The sequence below is a fragment of the Herbidospora sp. NBRC 101105 genome, assembly GCF_030269205.1.
Taxonomy (GTDB): domain Bacteria; phylum Actinomycetota; class Actinomycetes; order Streptosporangiales; family Streptosporangiaceae; genus Herbidospora; species Herbidospora solisilvae.
Window position 1 is genome coordinate 798,894 of record NZ_BSSX01000001.1, and the last position, 19,458, is coordinate 818,351.

A 19,458-nucleotide genomic window follows, 5' to 3' on the forward strand; every position below is an offset into this window, starting at 1 on the left:
AACCTGCCCCGGGGGTGACGCGTCGAGGTGATATGCCGGAGAACCAAGGGCCCAGCAGGTTGCAGATCTGGTTGGGTGTGGGCCTCATCGTCCTGTTCGTCGCCGCGCTCGTGGCCCTCGTGCTGCTGCGCGACGACCCGCAGTGGGACCGGCTCGTGTTCCTGCTGCAAGGGCTGGAGGCGCTGGTGTTCGCGGCCGCCGGGGTGCTCTTCGGGACCGCCGTCGGACGGTCGTCGGCCGCCGTGCAGGAGGTCGCCCAGGCGCAGGAGCGGGCGGCCGTCGCCGAGACCGACGCGGCCAACGGGCGGGCGCTCGCGTCGGCGGTGCTGGCGTCGGAGGAGCAGAGCGCGCGGCGGGGCAGCCGCGAGCCGGCGACGGCGGCCGAGTCGGACCTCGCGGCGCTGGCGCGAAGGTTGTTCCCCAACGCGTGACGAGCGTTGTACGCGTCGGCCCGAGGAGCGCGTCCGGTTGTCCGGTCGTGCTCCTCGACGACTCCGGAGAACGGCTGCTGCGGCACGCCGACCCGGCCGGGTTGTCCGCGCTCACCGGTGACACGTCCCCGCGGGGCCGGCGCTCGCTGGGCCGGGCCCTCCACGACCTCGTCCACGATCCCTCGCTGGCCGGGGCCGTCTACCTGGACGTACGGGACGAGGAGTTGCGGTCGCTGCCCTGGGAGCTGATGATCGGTCCCGACGGGCGGCGCCCCTTTCTGGCCGAAGGCGCGTGCTGGGCGCGCGGCGCGCCGCGCCCCTGCGCCCGAGGCGAGGTGCTGGTGCCGATCCGGCTGCTCGTCGTGCTGGGCGACACCGACGACCCGGAGCTGCTGGCCCGCGAGGAGGCCGACGCGATCAGGCGGTCGCTGCGGGGCCGCCACGGCGCATGGCACGTCGAGGTGCTCGACCAGCCGACCCCCCGGCAGTTCTTCGACCGGATGGACGAGGTGCGGCCCCACGTCCTGCACTTCGTCGGGCACAGCGGGGTCCACCCGCTGGAGGGCCTGCCGATGCTGGCGTTCAACGGCCCCGCGGGGGCCGAGGGCGTGACCGCCGACCGCATCCTCAACTCGGTCAAGGAGCCGCCCCGGCTGGTGGTGCTCAACGCCTGCGGGGCCGAGGACCCCTCGGAACTCGCGGCGGCCTTCGGCGCGGGCGCGGTGATCACGATGCGCGGCGACGTCGCCTCCGGCCCGGCGGTGGTGTTCGCCGAGCACTTCTACGACACGCTGGCCTCCGGCGCGGGCGTCGGCGAGGCGGTGCGGGCGGCCCGGTCGGTCATGTTCCGCGAGGGCCTGCCCGAGTGGGAGGCGCCCTCGCTGGTGGTGTGGCACCCGGTCGAGCAGGTGTTGCCCTGGAGGTTCGGGGTCGACGACGCCACCGCCCGCCACCTGGGCGAACTCTATTCGGGCGTGGCCATGGCGGTCGACCGGACCACCGAGCGCTGGACGTTGTGGGGCGGGGCCGACTCCGACGCGCCACCCCATCGGGCGATGCTCGTCGACGGCGGGCCGGGGGTGGGCAAGTCGTCGCTGGTGCGGTCGTGCGTGTTCACCTGGCGGTTGCGGGGCTGCGCCGCCGTGTACGTCGACGCCGCCGGTCTGCGCGACGGAAGGAACGTGCCGTGGCTCGACGTGGTTCGCGCCCTGGCCGCCGCCCTGCCGCCGCTGCCCGGCGCGGCGCGGTTCGCCCACCAGCTCGTGCACCTCAGGAGGGGGTCGCGCCCGCCCGCCGGGCCGTTCGACCCCGACGACCTCGGGCCCTGGGAGGCCGCGAACGAGGCGGAGCCGCACCTGCGCGAGGCGCTGTTCGAGGGGCTGCGGGCACTGCTGGCCGAGGCCGGGCCGATGACGATCGTGCTCGACCATCTGGCGCTCGTACCGGAACTGACCGAGACGCTCGTGCCCGGCCTGCTGCTGCCGGTGCTCGACGAGCGGCCGGCCGGGGTGTCGGTGATCGTCGCGGCCGACGACGACCGAGTGCTGGGCGGATTCGCCGCCCGCGCCCACCGGCTGCGGGTCGAGCCGTGGCACCGCGACCGCACCGAGGAGATCTTCCGCGAGTTCGGCGCCCGCGCCAACCGGCCGTTCAAGGGCGGCTGGAAGGACGCCTCCGACTGGGCGCGGGAGCACGCGCCGGTGTTCATGCCGTCCCAGCTCCACACGTTCCACCGCATGATCGAGACGGGCCGGCCATGAGCGAGGACGTCGTCGGCCGGGCGCTGGACCTGTGGGCGGGTGGCGACTTCGCGGCCTTCGTCGCGGCCGACGGCGGCGACCGGCTCCCGCCCGGGTTCGCCCGGGAGTTCGCCGACCGGCTCGCCGAGGCGGTGGCCGCGCGCGGTGACGGCGACGCCGCCCGCGCGGTGCTCCAGACGGCCCGGTCGTTGCCGCTGCGCACTCCCGGCGTGGCCGTCAGGCTGTACGCCCAGCAGAACACCATCGCCGCCCGCCAGGGCGACATGGCGACCCTGCTCTTCGGCGCGCTCCCGCTCGACGTGCGCGGCGTGCTGATGCGCTGCGCGTTGCCCACCCGGTTCGAGGCCGGTGTCTACGACGCGGTGCTGCGCGGCGACGGCCCGGACCTGGCCGAGATGGTGGCCGGCGGGTGGCTGACCATGGTCTCCGGCCGTTACCGGCTGAACCCCGCGCTGCGGGAGACGGCGTGGGCGCGGTGGTGGATCGACGAGGCGTGGACGGGCCTCTACAGCGTGCCGCACGCGCTGCGCCGCACGGCCAAGACGATCGGCGACAGGATCGGCGACGATCTCGAACGGCTGCGCCTGCTCGTGCTCGCCGACCCCGACCGGGCCATCGCCTTCTTCTGGATCCTCTTCGAGCGCGCCGACGCCCGCTTCGACCTGGTCGCCTGCCAGGACCTCCTCGACGTGCTCGCCGCCGACGACCTGATCGGCATCAGCTCCCACGTGGCCGACAGCCGCTCCGCCTACCAGGCCCGGCTCACCGCCCGCACCACCTGGGCCACCGAATACCGCCAGACCGGCCGCTACCTGCGGCGTCCCGACCTCGAAGCACCGCTGACCGGTGACGCCCGCGTCATCCACCTCCATGCCGCCGGAGGCATGGGCAAGACGATGCTGCTGCGCTGGTTCATCGCCCGCCACTGCCTCGCCCAGTGGCCCCACGTGCCGTGCGCCCGCGTCGACCTCGACGACGTCGACCCGGTGAACGCGGTCCGCCACCCCTGGCTGGTGCTGCTGGAGATCGCCGCCCAGCTGTCCCCGCAGGTGCGCGGCGAACCGTTCGCCGACCTGCTGCGCGACCACGGCAGATACCGCCGGGTGCTCAGCCGGACCGCCGTGCCCGACACCGCGCTGCTGTCCGAGGCCGCCGCCGGCGCCCACGGCGACGACGTCACCAGCCGCTTCTTCGCCACCCGCCTGCCCGACCACGTGATCGTCTTCGACACCCTCGAAGAGCTCGTGCTCAGGCCGGCCGCCGACCCGCGTCCGTTCGTCGAGACGCTCGCGCGGTTGTCCGGGCGGCTCGTTCTCTCCGGCCGGTACGACCTGCGCGACCGCCTTCCCGGATTCGCCGACGCCTTCCCCGGGGCGGTCGGCCTGGAGGTGCCGCCCTTCAGCGACGACCTGGCCACCGCCTATCTGACCGGACGGCGCGGCATCACCCGGCCCGATCTGGTCGAGGCCATGGTCCGGCGGGCGGACGGCCTGCCGTTCGCACTCGCCATGTACGGAGACCTGGCCGAGGCCAACCCCGCTCTGTCGGCCCGCGAGGTCGACGAGGCCCGCGAGCCCGCGTTGCTCTACTGCCTCGAACGCATCCTGGAACGCATCCCCGACGACCGGCTGCGCTGGTTGCTGCGTTACGCGGTGGTGCCCCGGCAGTTCGACGCCGAGTTCGTCGCCGAGGTGCTGTGGCCGCACCTTGCGGCGGGGCTGCGCGACGAGAGACTGCTCGACGACCCGGCCGCCGACGAGCGTCCCGACCGGCGAACCAAGATCTTCCTTCCCGGGCCGCCGCCTCCCGAGGTGTCCGCCCTGTGGGACGAGCTGGTCGGCTACGCCGGGGCGACCTCGTGGGTGCAGGCGACGGGCGACGGACGCCTGGTCCTCCACGAGAACCTGCGCGGTCCGGTGCGCGACCTGCTGCGCGCCCAGCCGGTCTTTACCGTGCTCCACGAGGCGGCGCAGGCCCACTACCTGGCGCGTGGACGACCCGCGGAGGCGGCCTACCACGCCTTCCAGGCGCGGGGGAAGGCCGCGCTCCGGACGTGGCGGGGATTGGTCGAGGAGGCGTGGCGGTCGGGACGTGCCGACCTGGCCGGGGAGCTGGCCGACGACCTGCTGATCTACGCCACCGATGACGAGGTGCGTTACGCGGCCCATGTGGAGCAGGCCCGCGCCGCGATCGAGGCGGCCCGGCGCGACCGCGGGCCGGGGGCGTCGGGGGCCCACTGGAACCGGGCGGAGCGCGCGCTCGCGGCGGCGGGGCGGCTGGGGGAACCCTCGGCCATGCACCAGGCGCTGACGGCGGCCGTCCTCCAGGCCCGCGACCGCGACGAAGAGGCCCAGGCGGTCCTGGACGCCGCCACTCCCGCCGCCGAGGAGTGGGACGAGGACGTGGCGGCCGAAGCGGAGCTCGTGCGGGCCGGCTCCCGGGACGCCGAGACGGTCGAGCAGACATATGAGAAGGCCAAGCGGCGGGGCGACCTGCCGGCGCTGATGACGGCGGCCCTGCGGCTCGGCCTGTCGAGCGAGAAACGGGGTGCTCCCACGGCGGCGGTCGCCCACTACCTGAGGGAGTCGGGCGACCTGCCGGAACTCGCCCGGTTCCTGCTGCGGCGGGGGCGGCCGGAAAGCGCCCTGTCGGCCCTGGACGGCGGGGGCCGCACCGGCGACGTCGACACGCGGCTCGCCACCGCCGAGGCCCTGCTCGCCCTGCGCCGCCCGACGGCCGCCCTGGAGTCGCTGACCGGCGAGGTCGGCGTCGCGTCGGCGCTGCTGAGGTCCCGGGCCATGGGCGACCTCATGGAGTACGAGGGCGCCCTGACCGCTCTGGCCGACGCCCGGCGCGCCGCCACCCTTCCCTCGGAGAGGGCCGCGCTGGACCGGGAGATCGCCAGGATCCGCCTCCACGTGGGCGGCGACGCGGGAGCGGCCGAGCAGGCGCTCGGCGACCACCTCGACGGCGTTCTCGACCCCGATCCGCTCTGGGTGGACCTGCTGCTCGCCCGGGGGCGGCGGGAGGGCGCGGCGGCCACGGCGCGGCGCATGGCGTTGGGCTCGTCCGATCCGGTGGCCCGGGTGCAGGCGGCGGTGTGGCGGCTCCGGACCGGCCTGCCCGACCAGCGCGCGCTGGTCCTGGCCGTCGAGGAGATCCCGGTCCTCGAGGTGCGCCTCACGGCGCTGAGCGAGCTGCGCGCATGCGCGCTCCCGGTGGACCTGTCGGAATCGGTGCTCGACCCGTGGCTGGCGGAGCGGACCGGGTGGGCGCCGGGTGACCGGGTGGGCCTCGATCTCATCGCGGTCGAGGTCGCCCGCCTCGCCGGGCGTGCTGCGGAGGCCACGGTGCTCCTCGACGAGGCGGTGTCGTGGCTGGCGCGGCACGACGACGTCGTATGGCTCGACTGGATCAGAGCCCGTGACCGGCTCGGACCGGCGACCGTGGGGGAACCCGAGCCGGGGGAGATCTCGGGCGGCTCCGATCTGAGGGGCACGTTCCTGGTCGAACTCGCGCGCCGCAGGATGTCCCTCGACCCCGAGAGGGCGGCGTCGCGGCTGGATCGGGCCGGGCGGTTGATGGGCGAGCGGCCGATGTACTGGCACGGGCTGCTGTGGCAGACCCGCGCCGAGCTGGCCGCCGCCCGGGGAGAGCCCGACGAGCACTTCCGGCGGCTCGCGGAGGACGTGTGGCGGCAGCTGGGCCGGCGGACCGGCTCCGCCGAGCCCGGCCCCGAGGGCGAGATCGTTCTCGTGCTGGACGATTCCGCGCCCGGGGGCACCGAGGCCTGGGTGGCCCGAAACGATCTGGGCAGCGAGGTGCTGCCCCGGCTGAAGGCCCGGCTGGAGGAGACCCGGCAGCCCGTCGACGTGCGGCTCACGGGTGCCCGGCACCCGGGCGAGGCACCCTGGGAGCTGCTCGGCTTCGACGGCCTGCCGATGGGACTGCACCCCCGCGTCCGGTGCGTGTACCGCACACCCGGCGAGCTGGTCGCGCCGGAAGGCCCGCCGTCAGCGCCGCCCCGCCGGGTCGAGATCCTCCAGCCCGATCCGGGCCTGGCCGCCCGCGGCTTCGGCGTGCCGGGTTCGCTCAGAGCCGGGGATGCCTACCGGAGCCGGGACGTCGGCGTCACCGGGGCCAAAGCACGGCAGGTCGCCGTCCTGCACGTCGCCGGAGTCATGGACGTCTCCCTGGACGCGCCGGCCCTCTCGTTCCTCGACGACGACCCTCCGGCCGATCCGGACACCCTGCTCCGGCGGCTGTTCCGGCAGCGTGAGGCGCCGCCCCTGGTCGTGCTCGACGTCCTCGCCCCCGCCAACCGCGCCGAGTTCCACCGGCAGCTCCTGCTGCGCAACCGGTTCGCCCAGGAACTCGTGCGGGCGCGGTTCCCCGTCACCGTGCTCGCCATCGGCCCCGCACCCGGGCTGACCAGGTCGGTCGCCGTCACCGACGTCGCCTCCTCCGTCGCGGAGGGCTCGACGATCCCCCAGCTGTGGCGGCGGCTCCAGAGCCACGGGACCACCTCCGAGGACGACGCCTACGCCTTCACGGCCACGGCGCTGTTCTCCAACGTGCGCCCGGCCGACATGCCCCGGTTCGGCCGCCGATGACCCGTCGCAGGATCGAGCTGCACGCCAAGATCGCCGGCTTGGAGGCCGAGCTCGCCGCCTGGCGGTCGATGGCCGTCCGGGGCGCCCGCCTGGAGAGACACCACAGCCAGATCACCGCCGTGACCACGGCCCTCCAGGTCGCCGTCGACCACCTGACCGTCAAGGCCGACTCGGACGACCCCTGGACGGCGACGGAGCACCTGCTGATCCGCACCCACGACGTCCTCGACTACTTCCGCGCCAAGTTCGCCCTCCGCCTGGCCGACGTCTTCGCCGACTATCTGACGGTCGCCGACGAGCTCGCCTGGGAGTGCTACGAGCCGGTCCGCACGTACGCCCCCCGGCTGAAGGAACCCCCGCTCGTCTTCCTCGACCGGTCGGCCGAACCCTTCTCCATCGCCCGGGGCGCCGACTACGCCGCCGAACTGACCGCGCGACCGCCGGGCACCCTGCGCCGGGTCGTGGAGCGCCTCCCCGTCCCGCTGGTGGGCGTGCCGTGGTTCCACCTGCGCCACCTTCCCGACGCCCTGGTCATCGCCCACGAGGTGGGCCACCTGGTCGAGACCGACCTCGCCCTGACCTCGACCCTGGAGGCGCTGACCGCCGGATCGGGCCCCGACTGGCGGCGCTGGCTCGGCGAGGTCTTCGCCGACGTGTACGCCACCCTCGCCACCGGCCCCGGCTACCTGAGCGCCCTGGCGGACTTCCTCGACACCGGCGCGGGCGGCACGGGCACGGGCGCCTACCCTCCTCCGGAGACCCGCCTCGACGTGGTCAGGGCGGTCCTCGACGGCACGTCCGCCACGCAGGCCGCCGCGGTGGCGACGGCCCTGGTCGCGGGCCCCTACCCCGAGCTGGGCGGCCACCGCCTCGACGAGATCCTCACCTTCGACCGCGACCTGGCCGACCGCCAGGCGAGGGCCCTCCTGCTCCGCATGGCCCCCGACCCCCGCTCGAACGTCCGCACCCTCCTCGCCTCGGCGGCCCTCGCCTTCGCCCGCGACCCCGAGACCTACCAGAGGGCCGGCACGACCGACCGCGTCGTCGAGGCCGCCCACCGAAGGATCACGGCCGGAGTCCGCGCGGCCACCCCCTCGAAGACGGCGGCGGAACGCGGCCGCGAAGCGGGCGAGGCCATCCTCGGCCTGCTCCTGTAGCCGGAACCGGCCCGCCTCACATGCCCAAGCGGGCCCCCATCAGCTTCTCCACCGCCCACGGCTCCCCGTCGAGCGCCACCCGCGCGTGGTCCTGCCGTCCGAAGGCGAACAGCAGCAGCTCCTGGGAGGGCCCGGTGACCACGACGGCGGGGTCGGACATCTTCGCCCCCGCCTTCTGGCCCGTCCCGGCCCGGCGCAGCACCACCCCCACGGGCGACTTGCGGAAGAACACCCGGGCCCCGGCGGCGACCCGCTTCCACAGCAGGTCGTCGAGGTCGGCGGGCAGTTCCCTCGGCTCCCAGCCGGCCTGGGCGCGCCGCACGTCCTCGTGGTGGACGAAGAACTCGATCGTGTTCACCGCCGAGTCGAGGCCGGGGATCAGGCCGTAGGGCGTCCAGAAGGGCGGGCCCTGCCGGACCTCGTTCACCAGCTCGGCGTAGGGCCGCGCGCGCACCTGCTCCTGCACGTTCCGCGTGTAGGGCGCCAGGAACTTGACCGCGATCCCGGCGGCGGCGTCGATCCGCCGTTCCCGCACGACCAGGTGGGCGGCGAGGTCGGCCGTCTCCCACCCGTCGCACAGGGTGGGCGCGAACGGCCCCAGATCGTCGAGCAGTTCGGTGATCGCGGCACGTTCCGCGCGGGCGTAACTCATGGCTCAACCCTAAGCACCCCGCCCGCCGGGAATAAGACCGGTGATCGCCGTGATTTCCCCACGTGGGCTTTCCCGGCCCTACGCCAATGGGCCCGCCCCTTGGTCAGACCTTGGCCCGATCCGGACTGTCGGCGGTCCTTTGTATGGTCGGAACCGAACCACCGCCTCGAACGGAAGGAACCCCGAGTGCCCGAAAAGGTGTCATCCGCGGTCATGCGCCAGGGGTTCCGCGTCATCGGCCACGCCGTCAGGACCGAGCCGAAGATCTTCACCGGAGCGGTCCTGGCCAGCGCCGTCTACGGCGTGACGACCGTCCTGTCGTCGTGGGCGCTGGGCTGGGCCACCGAGAACGCCGTGTTGCCGGCCTTCCGCGACGGCCACGCCACCGGGGGAGCGCTGGCGCTGGCGGCCACGCTGATCGTCGGGGTCGCGGTGTTCAAGGCGCTGGGGGTGATGGGCCGGCGCATCATGGCCGGCATCCACCAATACCGCATGCAGGCCCACTTCCGGCGCTCGCTGGGGCGGCAGTTCCTCCGCCTGCCGCTGTCATGGCACCACCGCCACCCGACCGGCCAGCTGCTGTCCAACGCCAGCTCCGACGCCGAGGCCGCCTGGGGGCCGCTCGCGCCGCTGCCGATGGCGGTCGGCGTGATCGTCATGCTCGTCGCCGCCGCCGTGGCGATCGTGCTGACCGACCCCGTGCTCGCCGTGGTCGGCTTCCTGATCTTCCCGGCGATCGCCCTGCTGAACCTCGTCTACCAGCGCCGGCTCACCCCGCTCGCGACGCGGGCGCAGGAGCTGCGGGCGTCGGTGTCCGAGGTCGCCCACGAGAGCTTCGAGGGCGCGCTCGTGGTCAAGACCCTCGGCCGCGAAGACGCCGAGGCGGTCCGGTTCGACGAGAAGGCCGCCGCGCTGCGCGACGCCAACATCGCCGCCGGGCGGGTGCGCGGCATGTTCGACCCGCTGCTGGAGGCGCTGCCGACGCTCGGCGTGCTGGCCGTGCTGCTGTTCGGCTCCTACCGCCTCGCCTCCGGCGACGTCACCGCCGGTGAGCTGATCCAGGTGTCCTACCTGTTCACCCTGTTGGCCTTCCCCGTCCGGGCGCTCGGGTGGGTGCTGGGCGAACTGCCCCGCTCCGTCGTGGGCTGGACCCGGGTGCGGGAGGTGCTGTCGGCCGAGGGGTCGATGGTCTACGGCTCCGCCCGGCTGCCGGCCGACCGGCCCGCGCAGGTCGCCGTCACCGGCGTCTCCTACGCCTACGAGCCCGGCGTGCCGGTGCTGCGCGACGTCGGCTTCACCGTCGAGCCGGGCCGCACGGTCGCCGTGGTCGGCCCCACCGGCTCCGGCAAGTCCACCCTGACCCAGCTGCTGGCCCGCCTGGTCGACCCCGACGAGGGCGTGGTCGCGATCGACGGGGTCGACCTGCGCGAGGTCGAACGCGACGGCGTGAGCGGCGCGGTCTCCCTCGTGCCGCAGCAGACGTTCCTGTTCGACGACACCGTCCGGGGCAACATCACGCTCGGCGCCGACGTCCCCGACGAGAAGGTGTGGGCCGCGCTGCGGCTGGCCCAGGCCGACGGGTTCGTCAGCGCCCTGCCCGACGCCCTCGACACCCGGATCGGCGAGCGCGGCACCACCCTGTCGGGCGGCCAGCGCCAGCGGCTCGCCCTGGCCCGCGCCGTGGCCCGCGAACCCCGGCTGCTGATCCTCGACGACGCCACCTCCAGCGTCGACCCGCAGGTCGAGAAGCGCATCCTGTTCGGCCTGCGCGACCAGCACGCCACCGTCATCGTGATCGCCTACCGCATGGCCACGATCTCCCTGGCCGACGACGTCGTCTACATCGAGAACGGCGCCGTCGCCGACCACGGCCCCCACGAGGCCCTGCTGGCCCGCTGCGCCGGCTACCGCGACCTCGTGACGGCCTACGAACGCCAGGAGGCCGAGAACACGGCCCTCGAAGAGGAGACCGTCGCCCCGTGACGACCAACACAGTGACGACCCAGACGCTCCAGAACGTCGAGCGCGGCGCGCTCGAGACCATCCGCCACGGCCTGCGGCTGTCGCCCGAGTTCCGCCGCGGCCTCGGGGTCACCCTCGCGCTGGCGATCCTGGCGACCGTCGGCAAGGTGATCGTGCCGATCGCCATCCAGCAGGTCATCGACCAGGGGCTCAACGGCTCCTCGCCCGACCTGCCGTTCATCCGCAACGCCGTGCTGGCCTGCGCGGCCGCGATCCTGCTGACCGCGCTGGCGGGCTACGCGATGAACGTGCGGCTCTACCGGGCCACCGAATCGGGCCTGGCGACGCTGCGCGGCAAGGCGTTCCGGCACGTCCACGACCTGTCGGTGCTGACCCAGAACACCGAGCGCCGGGGCGCCCTGGTGTCGCGGGTGACCGGCGACGTCGACCAGATCAGCACCTTCATGCAGTGGGGCGGCCTGCTGATCATCGTGGCGAGCGGCCAGCTCGTGATCGCGACCGTGCTGATGGCCGTCTACTCCTGGCAGCTCACGCTGCTCGTGTGGGGCCTGTTCCTGCCGCTGGTCTTCGCGCTGCCGCGGTTCCAGCGCATGGTCGCCCGCAACTACCTGGTCGTGCGCGAGCGCACCGGCGACACCCTCGCCGCGATCAGCGAGTCGGTCGTCGGCAGCGCGGTGATCCGCGCCCACGGCGCCGAGGAGCGCACGGCCACCCGCATCGACGCCGCCGTCGACGCCCAGCGGGCCGCGCAGACCCGCGCCCAGAAGATCATCGGCTTCACCTTCCCGATCACCGAGCTGGTCGCCTCCGTCGCCATCGCCGGGGTGGTCGTCGTCGGCGTGCTGCTCGGCGTGGGCGGCTCGATCACCCCCGGCCGCCTGGTGGCGTTCCTGTTCCTGATCACGCTGTTCATCGCGCCGCTGCAGACCGCGACCGAGGTGCTCAACGAGGCCCAGAACGCCATCGCCGGCTGGCGCCGCGTGCTGAGCGTGCTCGACACCCCGGCCGACGTCGCCGACCCGGGTGAGCAGGGCGTGACCCTGCCGCGCGGCCCGATCACCGTGGCGTTCGAGAACGTCGGCTACGCCTACCCCGACGGCCCGCCCGTCCTGCGCGGGGTCGACGTGGTCATCCCGCCGCGCCGCCGGGTCGCCGTGGTGGGCGAGACCGGGTCGGGCAAGACCACCTTCGCCAAGCTGCTGACCCGCCTGATGGACCCGGTCGAGGGCCGCGTCACGGTCGACGGCGTCGACCTGCGCGACCTGCGCTTCGCGTCGCTGCGCGAGCGCATCGTGATGGTCCCGCAGGACGGCTTCCTGTTCGACTCGACCCTGGCCGAGAACATCCGCTTCGGCCGTCCCGGCGCCACCGACGACGAGATCGCCGAGGCGCTGGCCGAGCTCGGCCTGGCCGACTGGCTCGACGGCCTGTCGGCCGGGCTGGAGACGCCGGTCGGCCAGCGCGGCGAGTCGCTGTCGGCGGGCGAACGCCAGCTCGTCGCCCTGGCCAGGGCCTACCTCGCCGACCCCGACCTGCTGCTGCTCGACGAGGCGACCTCGGCGGTCGACCCGGCCACCGAGGTCCGCATCGCGCGTGCCCTCGACGGCGTCACCCGCGGCCGCACGGCCGTCTCGATCGCCCACCGCCTGTCCACGGCCGAGGCGGCCGACGAGGTGCTCGTGTTCGACCGGGGCGAGATCGTGCAGCGCGGCTCCCACGCCGACCTGCTCAGGGAGCCGGGCGTCTACGCCGAGCTGCACGCCTCGTGGGCCGGGGCCACCCGCAGCTAGCCGCGCGCGTCGATCAAGGATTTGCCGTTGTCGCTGGTCGCTGCGGCAGAATGGTCATATGTCCCTGGACCCGAAGATCGCAGACCGGCTCAAGCGGACCGGCGACGGGCTGGTGCCCGCCGTCGTCCAGCAGCACGACACCGGTGAGGTGCTGATGCTCGCCTGGATGGACGACGAGGCGCTGCACCGCTCGCTCACCACCGGCCGCGCCACCTACTGGTCGCGCAGCCGGGGCGAATACTGGGTCAAGGGCGAGACCTCGGGCAACGTGCAATATGTCCGGCACGCCGCGCTCGACTGCGACGGCGACACCATCCTGCTCAAGGTCGACCAGCGGGGCCCCGCCTGCCACACCGGCACCCGCACCTGCTTCGATGACGACGTGCTTCCGGTGATCGAGGGTTCATGAACCGCCGCGCGCTCTACGCCTGGCTGATCCTCAGCGCGGCCGCCGGGGCGCTGGCCCTGCTGGCGGGCGGCCGGGTGTGGGCGCGACTGCTCGCCCCCACGGGCCCGGCCAGCCCCGAGACCCTCCACGACGTCCCGGGCGCCGACGTCGCGCCGGTGATCACCCCGGTCGTGCTGGCGGCGCTGGCGGGGTGCGTGGCGGTGCTCGCGACCAAGGGCGTCTTCCGGCAGATCGTCGGGGTGCTGGTGGCGATCTGCGGGGGCGCGGTCGTGGTCGGGATGACGCGGGTGTTCGACGACGTCCTGCTGCTGGAGTCGGCCGAGCTGCGGGGGGCCTCCGTCGACGTCACCGTGTGGCCGTGGCTCACCGGCCTTGGCGGGGTGCTGCTGATCGTGAGCGGCCTGTGGGCGGCGGTCTCGGGCGGGAGCTGGCCGGGCATGTCGGCGCGGTACGACCGCTCCGACCGGCACAAGCCGCCCTCGGAGCGGTCGATGTGGGATGCCATCGATCGCGGAGACGATCCCACCTGATTACAACTTGTCCTCAGGTTGCCCTGATTCGACGGGGATGTCGGCACCCGTCGCTACAGTCGTCGCATGACTTACGGGAACCAGCCCGGCGGCTCGGGGGACCCGGGTAACGAATACCCGGGTTACGGTCAGCAGCCGGACTACGGCCAGGGCGGCTACCCGCAGCAGCCCGGTTACCCCCAGCAGCCCGGCTACGGACAGCCCGGTTATGGGACGCAGAACACCCAGCCCGCGGGGGGCTACGGCCAGCCCGACTACGGCTACGGCCAGCAATACCAGCAGGGATATCAGCAGGGCTACCAGCAGCCCGGCTACGACCAGGCCTACGCGCAGCCGGGCTACGGCTACGCCGCCCCCCGGCCCACCAACGGCCTGGCGGTCGCCTCGCTCGTGATGGGCCTGATCGGCCTGGTCTTCTGCGGCCTGACCGCGATCCTGGGCGTGATCTTCGGCCACATGTCGCTGAGCCGCATCAAGAGCAGCGGCGAAGACGGCCACGGTCTCGCGGTGGCCGGCCTGGTGACCTCCTACATCACCATCGGCCTGTGGGTGATCCTCTGGCTGATCTTCGGCGCCGCCCTCCTCACCCTGGTCGGCCTCGCCGAGGCCACGCAGGAGTACGGCAACACCCTCGAGAACTGGCCCACGGCGTTCCCCACCTCCTGATCCACGCGGGCTGGTCCACCCGGGCTGACCTACCCTGGGGCGATGACCTCCAGAACCGCCGCGATCGTGCTGCCGGCCTCCGTCGGCGGCCTGCTCGCGGCGGCGACCGCCTTCGTCGCGGTCGTCGACCCGTCGCGGCCCGGCCACTATCCGCCGTGTCCGTTCCTGCTGGTCAGCGGCTTCTACTGTCCGGGGTGCGGCGGGCTGCGCGCGGTCCACGCGCTGACCCGGCTCGATGTGGGCGGCGCGTTGTCGTTCAACCCGCTGTTCGTTGCGGTCGCACCGTTCCTGGTGTACCTGTGGGCGAAGTGGCTCTCGTCCGCCTGGCGGGAGAGGCCGCTGCGGACCCGCCTGACGGCACCCGTGGCCGTCTGGTCGTTCGTCGCGCTGGCCTTGTTGTTCGGGGTTTTCCGCAATACGCCGTACGGTGCTTTCCTGGCTCCGTGACCGGCACCCGATGGCGGGCCGACGTCGGCAAGGCCGATACCATCGGCAGGACGCAGTCGACCTGGAGGGATCCGGAGCACGTGAGCGAACGAGCCAGCAAGGGCGGTGAGGTCCGATGACGGTTCTCGACGACATCCTCGAGGGCGTCCGCGAAGACCTCGCCGAGCGGCAGAAGGCCGTGTCGATCGATGAGCTCAAGGAGCGCGCCCGGCGCGCACCCACTCCGCGTGACGTCTACGGAGCCCTGAAGGGCGACCGCGTCTCGGTCATCGCCGAGGTCAAGCGGTCGAGCCCGTCCAAGGGCGCGCTGGCGGCCATCGCCGACCCGGCCGCGCTGGCCGTCGACTACGAGGCCGGCGGCGCCCACGTCATCAGCGTGCTGACCGAGCGCCGGCGTTTCGGCGGGAGCCTGGAGGACCTCGCGGCCGTGCGCGCCGCCGTGGACATCCCGATCCTGCGCAAAGACTTCATCGTCACCGCCTACCAGCTCTGGGAGGCCCGCGCCCACGGCGCCGACCTCGCCCTGCTGATGGTGGTGTCGCTCGACCAGAACGCCCTGGTCTCGCTGATCGAGCGGGCCGAGTCCATCGGGCTCGTCCCGCTGGTCGAGGTCCACACGGAAGAGGAGCTGGAGCGCGCGGTCGACGCGGGCGCCAAGCTCATCGGCATCAACGCCCGCGACCTGCGCACGCTCGAGGTCGACCGCGACGTCTTCGCCAGGCTCGCCCCGAAGGTGCCCGAGGGCGTCATCCGGGTCGCCGAGTCGGGTGTGCGCGGCCCTCACGACCTGCTCGCCTACGCGCGCGCCGGCGCCGACGCGGTGCTGGTCGGCGAGAGCCTCGTGACCGGCAAAGACCCGCGTTCGGCGGTGAACGACCTGGTCACCGCGGGCGCCCATCCTTCGTCCCGCCAAGAACGGCAGTCGTGACCGGAGACTCGTCCATGTCCATCTCTGAGGGCACCCTCATCACCCCCGCCGACTTCACCGGCGCCGGTTCCGGCGGCGACGTCAGCGAGCGGGGCAAGTTCGGCGTGTTCGGCGGGCGCTTCGTGCCCGAGGCGCTGATCCCGGCCCTCGACGAGGTGGCCGCCGAATACGAGAAGGCGCGCACCGACCTGGCCTTCATCCGCGAGTTCGACCACCTGCTGCGCACCTACGCCGGCCGTCCGACGACGATCACCGAGGTGCCGCGGTTCGCCGAGCAGGCGGGCGGCGCCCGCATCCTCCTCAAGCGCGAGGACCTGACCCACACGGGCGCCCACAAGATCAACAACGTGCTCGGCCAGGCCCTGCTCACCAAGCGCCTGGGCAAGAGCCGCGTCATCGCCGAGACCGGCGCGGGCCAGCACGGCGTCGCCACCGCGACCGCCGCCGCCCTGATGGGCCTGGAGTGCGTCATCTACATGGGCGCCGTCGACTGCGAGCGGCAGGCCCTCAACGTGGCCCGCATGAAGCTGCTCGGCGCCCGGGTGGTGCCCGTCACCAACGGCAGCCAGACCCTGAAAGACGCCATCAACGAGGCGTTCCGCGACTGGGTCACCAACGTCGACTCGACCCACTACCTGTTCGGCACGGTCGCCGGTCCCTACCCGTTCCCCGGCATCGTCCGCGACTTCGCCCGCATCATCGGCGTCGAGGCCCGCCGCCAGGTCCTCGAGCTGACCGGCAAGCTGCCCGACGCGGTCTGCGCCGCCGTCGGCGGCGGCTCCAACGCCATCGGCATCATGCACGCCTTCATCCCCGACGAGGGCGTCCAGCTCCACGGCTACGAGGCCGGGGGCCGGGGCCTGGAGAGCGGCGAACACGCCCTCACGCTGACGGCGGGTTCGATCGGCGTCCTCCACGGCAGCCGCACCTACGTGCTGCAGGACGACGAGGGCCAGACCGTCGAGTCCCACTCCATCTCGGCGGGTCTCGACTATCCGGGCGTCGGCCCGGAGCACGCCTGGCTCAAGGACAGCGGCCGCGCCACCTACCACGGCATCACCGACGCCGAGGCGATGGAGGCGTTCGCCCTGCTCGCCCGCACCGAAGGCATCATCCCGGCCATCGAGTCCTCCCACGCCCTGGCCGGCGCGCTCAAGCTGGGCCGCGACCTCGGTCCCGACGCCACGATCCTGGTCAACCTGTCCGGTCGTGGTGACAAGGACATGGGGACCGCGATGAAATACTTCAACCTGTAGCCGGAAGCCAGCCATGACGACACTTGCCACGGTCTTCGAGAAGGCCCGCGCGGAGAACCGCGCCGCGCTGGTGGGCTACCTGCCCGCCGGGTTCCCCACGATCGACGGCGCCATCGCCGCCGCGACCGCCATGGTCGAGGCCGGTTGCGACGTGATCGAGATCGGCCTGCCCTACTCCGACCCGCTGATGGACGGCCCGACCATCCAAGACGCCGTACACCGGGCGCTGGAGAACGGCACCCGCATCGCCGACGTGATGCGCACGGTCGAGGGCGTGGCCAAGTCGGGCGCGGCGACCCTCGTCATGACCTACTGGAACCCGATCGACCGCTACGGCGCCGAGCGTTTCGCCCGCGAGCTGGCCGACGCCGGGGGGGTCGGCACCATCACGCCCGACCTGACCCCCGAAGAGGCCGGTCCGTGGCGCGAGGCCAGCGCGGCGGCGGGCATCGACACGGTCTTCCTGGTCGCCCCGAGCTCCACCGAGGAGCGCATCGGCGTCGTCGCCGACTGCTGCACCGGCTTCGTCTACGCCGCCTCGCTGATGGGCGTCACCGGCGCCCGCGAGTCGGTCGGACAGGCGGCCGAGGGCCTGGTCAAGCGCACCCGCCCCCACGCCAAGGTCCCGGTCTGCGTGGGCCTGGGCGTCGGCACCGGCAGCCAGGCCGCCGAGGTGGCCGCCTACGCCGACGGCGTGATCGTGGGCTCCGCCTTCATCCGCCGCCTCCTCGACGCGCCGAACGAGCAGGAGGGCCTCCGGGCCGTCCGCGAACTCGCCGCCGAACTGGCGGAGGGCGTCCGCCGCTAGCCTCTCCGTTTCGAACGGCCGGTCACCGCAACGGTGACCGGCCGTTTCTCCGTCCCGGCAGTCCTTCGCAACGGCCGCGGCTCCTCTCCGTGTCCGGCGCTGTCCTGTGACGGCTCCATTTCCGTTACGGCTCCGCCCACCCCGGCGCCGACCGCCGACCCGGGCCGCCGCCGTATCCGGCGCCAACCGGCCGCGCCGCCCGGCCGCCCTACGCCCGCTTCCGGCCCGAGAGGGCCCGAGACGAACGAGACGGCACAGGACGCCGAGACGGTTCGAGACGCGAGACGGTCCGAGACGGCCCGAGACGAACGAGACGGCACAAGACGCCGAGACGGTTCGAGACGAACGAGACGGTTCGAGACGCCCGAGACGGTTGAGACGCCCGAGATGGTTCGTGGCGGCGCGGTGTTCGCGCGGCCGGTTGGCGCCGGTTGCGGTGAGGAGAGGGGCGGCGGTCGGGGCCGGCCCGGCGGAGCCGTAACGGAGGAAAGGCCCTGGGATTTACCAGGACGACCCTCCCCATACCCGCCCCCAGGTTTCGCCTTACCCAGTGTTTATCGAGGTCATGGTGGGGTGGACTCCAATAGGTTCCGTGTCGGTGGCCGTGTAGGCGGCCCCGGGACCTGGGAGGAGTCTCCGTGTCAACGCATCGTCGCGGCCCGAGTTCGTCACTCAGTGCATCCGTCGTTGTACCCTGGGTGACGACCGTCGCCCGGCTCGTGCTCGCCGGCGTGCTCATCGTCGCGGGGTGGCTGAAGATCGGCGCCCCCGCTCTGTCGGTGCAGGCCGTGCGCGCCTACGAACTACTGCCGGACCGGATCGCCACGGCCGTCGGATACGGCCTGCCCGTGCTGGAGATCGTCGTCGGAGTGCTCCTTGTCCTTGGCCTGCTCACCCGCCTGTCGGCGGTCGGCGCGGGGCTGCTCATGGTCGCCTTCGTCATCGGCATCGCCTCGGCGTGGGCGCGGGGGCTGCGCATCGACTGCGGCTGCTTCGGCGGCGGCGGGCCGCTCGCCGAAGGACAGGAGCCGTCCTACCTGCCGGAGTTGCTGCGCGACTTCGGGCTGGTGGTGCTGGCGGGCTGGATCGCCTGGTTCACGCCGGGCCGGTTCGCGCTCGACACGCCCCTGGGCCTGGCCCCCCGCCCATCCGCCGAGGAGGAGTCCGGCGATCACGAGCCCGGCGTGAGTGATCACTTGGATGAAGTGAAGGAGAACCACTGATGGGCAAAGGTGCGCGCGAGGCGACGGCCAGGGAACGGATCGCCGCGCAGCGGCAGGCCGACCGCAGGAAGGACCGCCACCGCCGCCTCGCCACGATGGTCACCATCGGGACCATCGCCGTCCTGGCGATCGGCGGCGGCGCCTGGTACGCCGCCGCCCGGGACACCGCCGAGCAGCAGACGGCGGCGGCCAAGCTCGCCCCGACCACGGTCAACGCCGACGGAACGGTCACCATGGCCCGGCCGGGGGTGACCGCGCCGGTGCTCGACGTCTACGAGGACTTCCAGTGCCCGGCCTGCAAGTCGCTGGAGGAGTCGTCGGGGCCGACGATCAAGAACCTGGCGTCCGAGGGCAAGGCCAAGGTCGTCTTCCACCCGATCACGATCTTCTCGATGGAGCCGACCAAGTCCAACTCGGTCCGCGCCGGGGCGGCCTCCCGCTGCGTCACCCAGGGGGAGCACTGGCCGGCCTTCCACGACCGGCTCTTCAAGGAGCAGCCCTCGGAGACCGTCGAGGGCTTCCCGCTGACCGACCTGGTCGCCTGGGGCAAGGACGCGGGCATCACGGCGCCCGACTGGGAGAAGTGCGTGACCTCCCAGAAGTACGCCCAGACCCAGCTCACCCAGTCCGACAAGGTGATCCGGGACGAGAAGATCACCGGCACGCCCACGCTCAAGCTGAACGGCAAGGACCTCGACTCCAACGTCGCGTTCGTGCCGAACAAGCTCCGCCAGGCCGTGCTCGCGGCCGGTAAGTGACGCTTGAGGATGGGGTGATCAACCTGAGACGGGCTCATTGGTGACGG

The 19,458-nt window shown here is 73.1% G+C and carries 16 protein-coding genes; 15 read left to right on the forward strand and 1 reads right to left on the reverse strand.

Annotation, left to right across the window (positions count from 1 at the left end):
* The first annotated feature begins 32 nt into the window (after positions 1 to 32).
* Genes QSK34_RS03695 through QSK34_RS03710 form a run of 4 tightly spaced genes read left to right on the forward strand, consistent with a single transcriptional unit; the run spans position 33 to position 7,961 of the window.
* Positions 33 to 431: a hypothetical protein gene (locus QSK34_RS03695; RefSeq protein ID WP_161478568.1), complete on the forward strand. Its 399-nt coding sequence runs from the start codon at positions 33 to 35 to the stop codon at positions 429 to 431.
* Complete coding sequence (locus tag QSK34_RS03700) at positions 428 to 2,191, forward strand: CHAT domain-containing protein (RefSeq protein WP_285579839.1); 1,764 nt, start codon at positions 428 to 430, stop codon at positions 2,189 to 2,191. The genes QSK34_RS03695 and QSK34_RS03700 overlap by 4 nt, the downstream gene beginning before the upstream one ends.
* On the forward strand, positions 2,188 to 6,804 hold the full coding sequence (locus QSK34_RS03705) for a hypothetical protein (protein ID WP_285579841.1): 4,617 nt from the start codon (positions 2,188 to 2,190) through the stop codon (positions 6,802 to 6,804). The genes QSK34_RS03700 and QSK34_RS03705 overlap by 4 nt, the downstream gene beginning before the upstream one ends.
* Positions 6,801 to 7,961, forward strand: coding sequence for a hypothetical protein (locus QSK34_RS03710; protein WP_285579843.1), 1,161 nt, complete (start codon positions 6,801 to 6,803; stop codon positions 7,959 to 7,961). The genes QSK34_RS03705 and QSK34_RS03710 overlap by 4 nt, the downstream gene beginning before the upstream one ends.
* 16 nt (positions 7,962 to 7,977) lie before the next feature.
* Here the strand turns inward: QSK34_RS03710 and QSK34_RS03715 are convergent, their stop codons facing one another.
* Positions 7,978 to 8,613, reverse strand: a complete 636-nt coding sequence (locus QSK34_RS03715; protein WP_161478564.1) for a TIGR03085 family metal-binding protein — start codon at positions 8,611 to 8,613, stop codon at positions 7,978 to 7,980.
* A 213-nt stretch (positions 8,614 to 8,826) separates the two neighbouring features.
* Between QSK34_RS03715 and QSK34_RS03720 the strand changes: the two genes are divergently transcribed.
* The 11 genes from QSK34_RS03720 to QSK34_RS03770 all read left to right on the forward strand — a co-directional run bounded on the left by QSK34_RS03720 (position 8,827) and on the right by QSK34_RS03770 (position 19,411).
* A complete protein-coding gene (locus tag QSK34_RS03720; protein ID WP_285579845.1) occupies positions 8,827 to 10,596 on the forward strand; it encodes an ABC transporter ATP-binding protein in 1,770 nt (589 codons plus the stop codon).
* A complete protein-coding gene (locus tag QSK34_RS03725; RefSeq protein WP_285579848.1) occupies positions 10,593 to 12,386 on the forward strand; it encodes an ABC transporter ATP-binding protein in 1,794 nt (597 codons plus the stop codon). The genes QSK34_RS03720 and QSK34_RS03725 overlap by 4 nt, the downstream gene beginning before the upstream one ends.
* A 58-nt stretch (positions 12,387 to 12,444) precedes the next feature.
* The gene (gene hisI, locus QSK34_RS03730; RefSeq protein WP_030450267.1) at positions 12,445 to 12,795 is read left to right on the forward strand and encodes a phosphoribosyl-AMP cyclohydrolase; all 351 of its coding nucleotides are present in this window, start codon (positions 12,445 to 12,447) and stop codon (positions 12,793 to 12,795) included.
* Positions 12,792 to 13,325, forward strand: a complete 534-nt coding sequence (locus QSK34_RS03735) for a Trp biosynthesis-associated membrane protein (protein ID WP_285579851.1) — start codon at positions 12,792 to 12,794, stop codon at positions 13,323 to 13,325. Before hisI ends, QSK34_RS03735 begins: the two co-directional genes overlap by 4 nt.
* A 66-nt stretch (positions 13,326 to 13,391) precedes the next feature.
* Positions 13,392 to 13,991 carry a DUF4190 domain-containing protein gene (locus tag QSK34_RS03740; RefSeq protein ID WP_285579853.1) on the forward strand — a complete coding sequence of 200 codons (600 nt, stop codon included), beginning with the start codon at positions 13,392 to 13,394 and terminating at the stop codon, positions 13,989 to 13,991.
* Positions 13,992 to 14,033: 42 nt separating this feature from the next.
* Positions 14,034 to 14,438, forward strand: a complete 405-nt coding sequence (locus QSK34_RS03745) for a DUF2752 domain-containing protein (protein WP_030450264.1) — start codon at positions 14,034 to 14,036, stop codon at positions 14,436 to 14,438.
* Between the two features lie 115 nt (positions 14,439 to 14,553).
* Positions 14,554 to 15,366 carry an indole-3-glycerol phosphate synthase TrpC gene (trpC, locus tag QSK34_RS03750; RefSeq protein ID WP_030450263.1) on the forward strand — a complete coding sequence of 271 codons (813 nt, stop codon included), beginning with the start codon at positions 14,554 to 14,556 and terminating at the stop codon, positions 15,364 to 15,366.
* Positions 15,367 to 15,380: 14 nt separating this feature from the next.
* Complete coding sequence (gene trpB / locus QSK34_RS03755; RefSeq protein WP_161478558.1) at positions 15,381 to 16,622, forward strand: tryptophan synthase subunit beta; 1,242 nt, start codon at positions 15,381 to 15,383, stop codon at positions 16,620 to 16,622.
* Positions 16,623 to 16,635: 13 nt separating this feature from the next.
* Positions 16,636 to 17,430, forward strand: coding sequence for a tryptophan synthase subunit alpha (gene trpA, locus QSK34_RS03760; RefSeq protein WP_285579856.1), 795 nt, complete (start codon positions 16,636 to 16,638; stop codon positions 17,428 to 17,430).
* A 698-nt stretch (positions 17,431 to 18,128) separates the two neighbouring features.
* The gene (locus QSK34_RS03765) at positions 18,129 to 18,653 is read left to right on the forward strand and encodes a MauE/DoxX family redox-associated membrane protein (protein WP_285579858.1); all 525 of its coding nucleotides are present in this window, start codon (positions 18,129 to 18,131) and stop codon (positions 18,651 to 18,653) included.
* Positions 18,653 to 19,411, forward strand: a complete 759-nt coding sequence (locus QSK34_RS03770; RefSeq protein WP_285579860.1) for a thioredoxin domain-containing protein — start codon at positions 18,653 to 18,655, stop codon at positions 19,409 to 19,411. Before QSK34_RS03765 ends, QSK34_RS03770 begins: the two co-directional genes overlap by 1 nt.
* Positions 19,412 to 19,458 lie beyond the last annotated feature (47 nt).

Coding starts and splice junctions, on each gene's coding strand:
- QSK34_RS03695 (WP_161478568.1), top strand. CDS start 33: ATGCCGGAGAACCAAGGGCCCAGCAGGTTGCAGATCTGGTTGGGTGTG.
- QSK34_RS03705 (WP_285579841.1), top strand. CDS start 2,188: ATGAGCGAGGACGTCGTCGGCCGGGCGCTGGACCTGTGGGCGGGTGGC.
- QSK34_RS03710 (WP_285579843.1), top strand. CDS start 6,801: ATGACCCGTCGCAGGATCGAGCTGCACGCCAAGATCGCCGGCTTGGAG.
- QSK34_RS03715 (WP_161478564.1), bottom strand. CDS start 8,613: ATGAGTTACGCCCGCGCGGAACGTGCCGCGATCACCGAACTGCTCGAC.
- QSK34_RS03720 (WP_285579845.1), top strand. CDS start 8,827: ATGCGCCAGGGGTTCCGCGTCATCGGCCACGCCGTCAGGACCGAGCCG.
- hisI (WP_030450267.1), top strand. CDS start 12,445: ATGTCCCTGGACCCGAAGATCGCAGACCGGCTCAAGCGGACCGGCGAC.
- QSK34_RS03735 (WP_285579851.1), top strand. CDS start 12,792: ATGAACCGCCGCGCGCTCTACGCCTGGCTGATCCTCAGCGCGGCCGCC.
- QSK34_RS03740 (WP_285579853.1), top strand. CDS start 13,392: ATGACTTACGGGAACCAGCCCGGCGGCTCGGGGGACCCGGGTAACGAA.
- QSK34_RS03745 (WP_030450264.1), top strand. CDS start 14,034: ATGACCTCCAGAACCGCCGCGATCGTGCTGCCGGCCTCCGTCGGCGGC.
- trpC (WP_030450263.1), top strand. CDS start 14,554: ATGACGGTTCTCGACGACATCCTCGAGGGCGTCCGCGAAGACCTCGCC.
- trpB (WP_161478558.1), top strand. CDS start 15,381: ATGTCCATCTCTGAGGGCACCCTCATCACCCCCGCCGACTTCACCGGC.
- trpA (WP_285579856.1), top strand. CDS start 16,636: ATGACGACACTTGCCACGGTCTTCGAGAAGGCCCGCGCGGAGAACCGC.
- QSK34_RS03770 (WP_285579860.1), top strand. CDS start 18,653: ATGGGCAAAGGTGCGCGCGAGGCGACGGCCAGGGAACGGATCGCCGCG.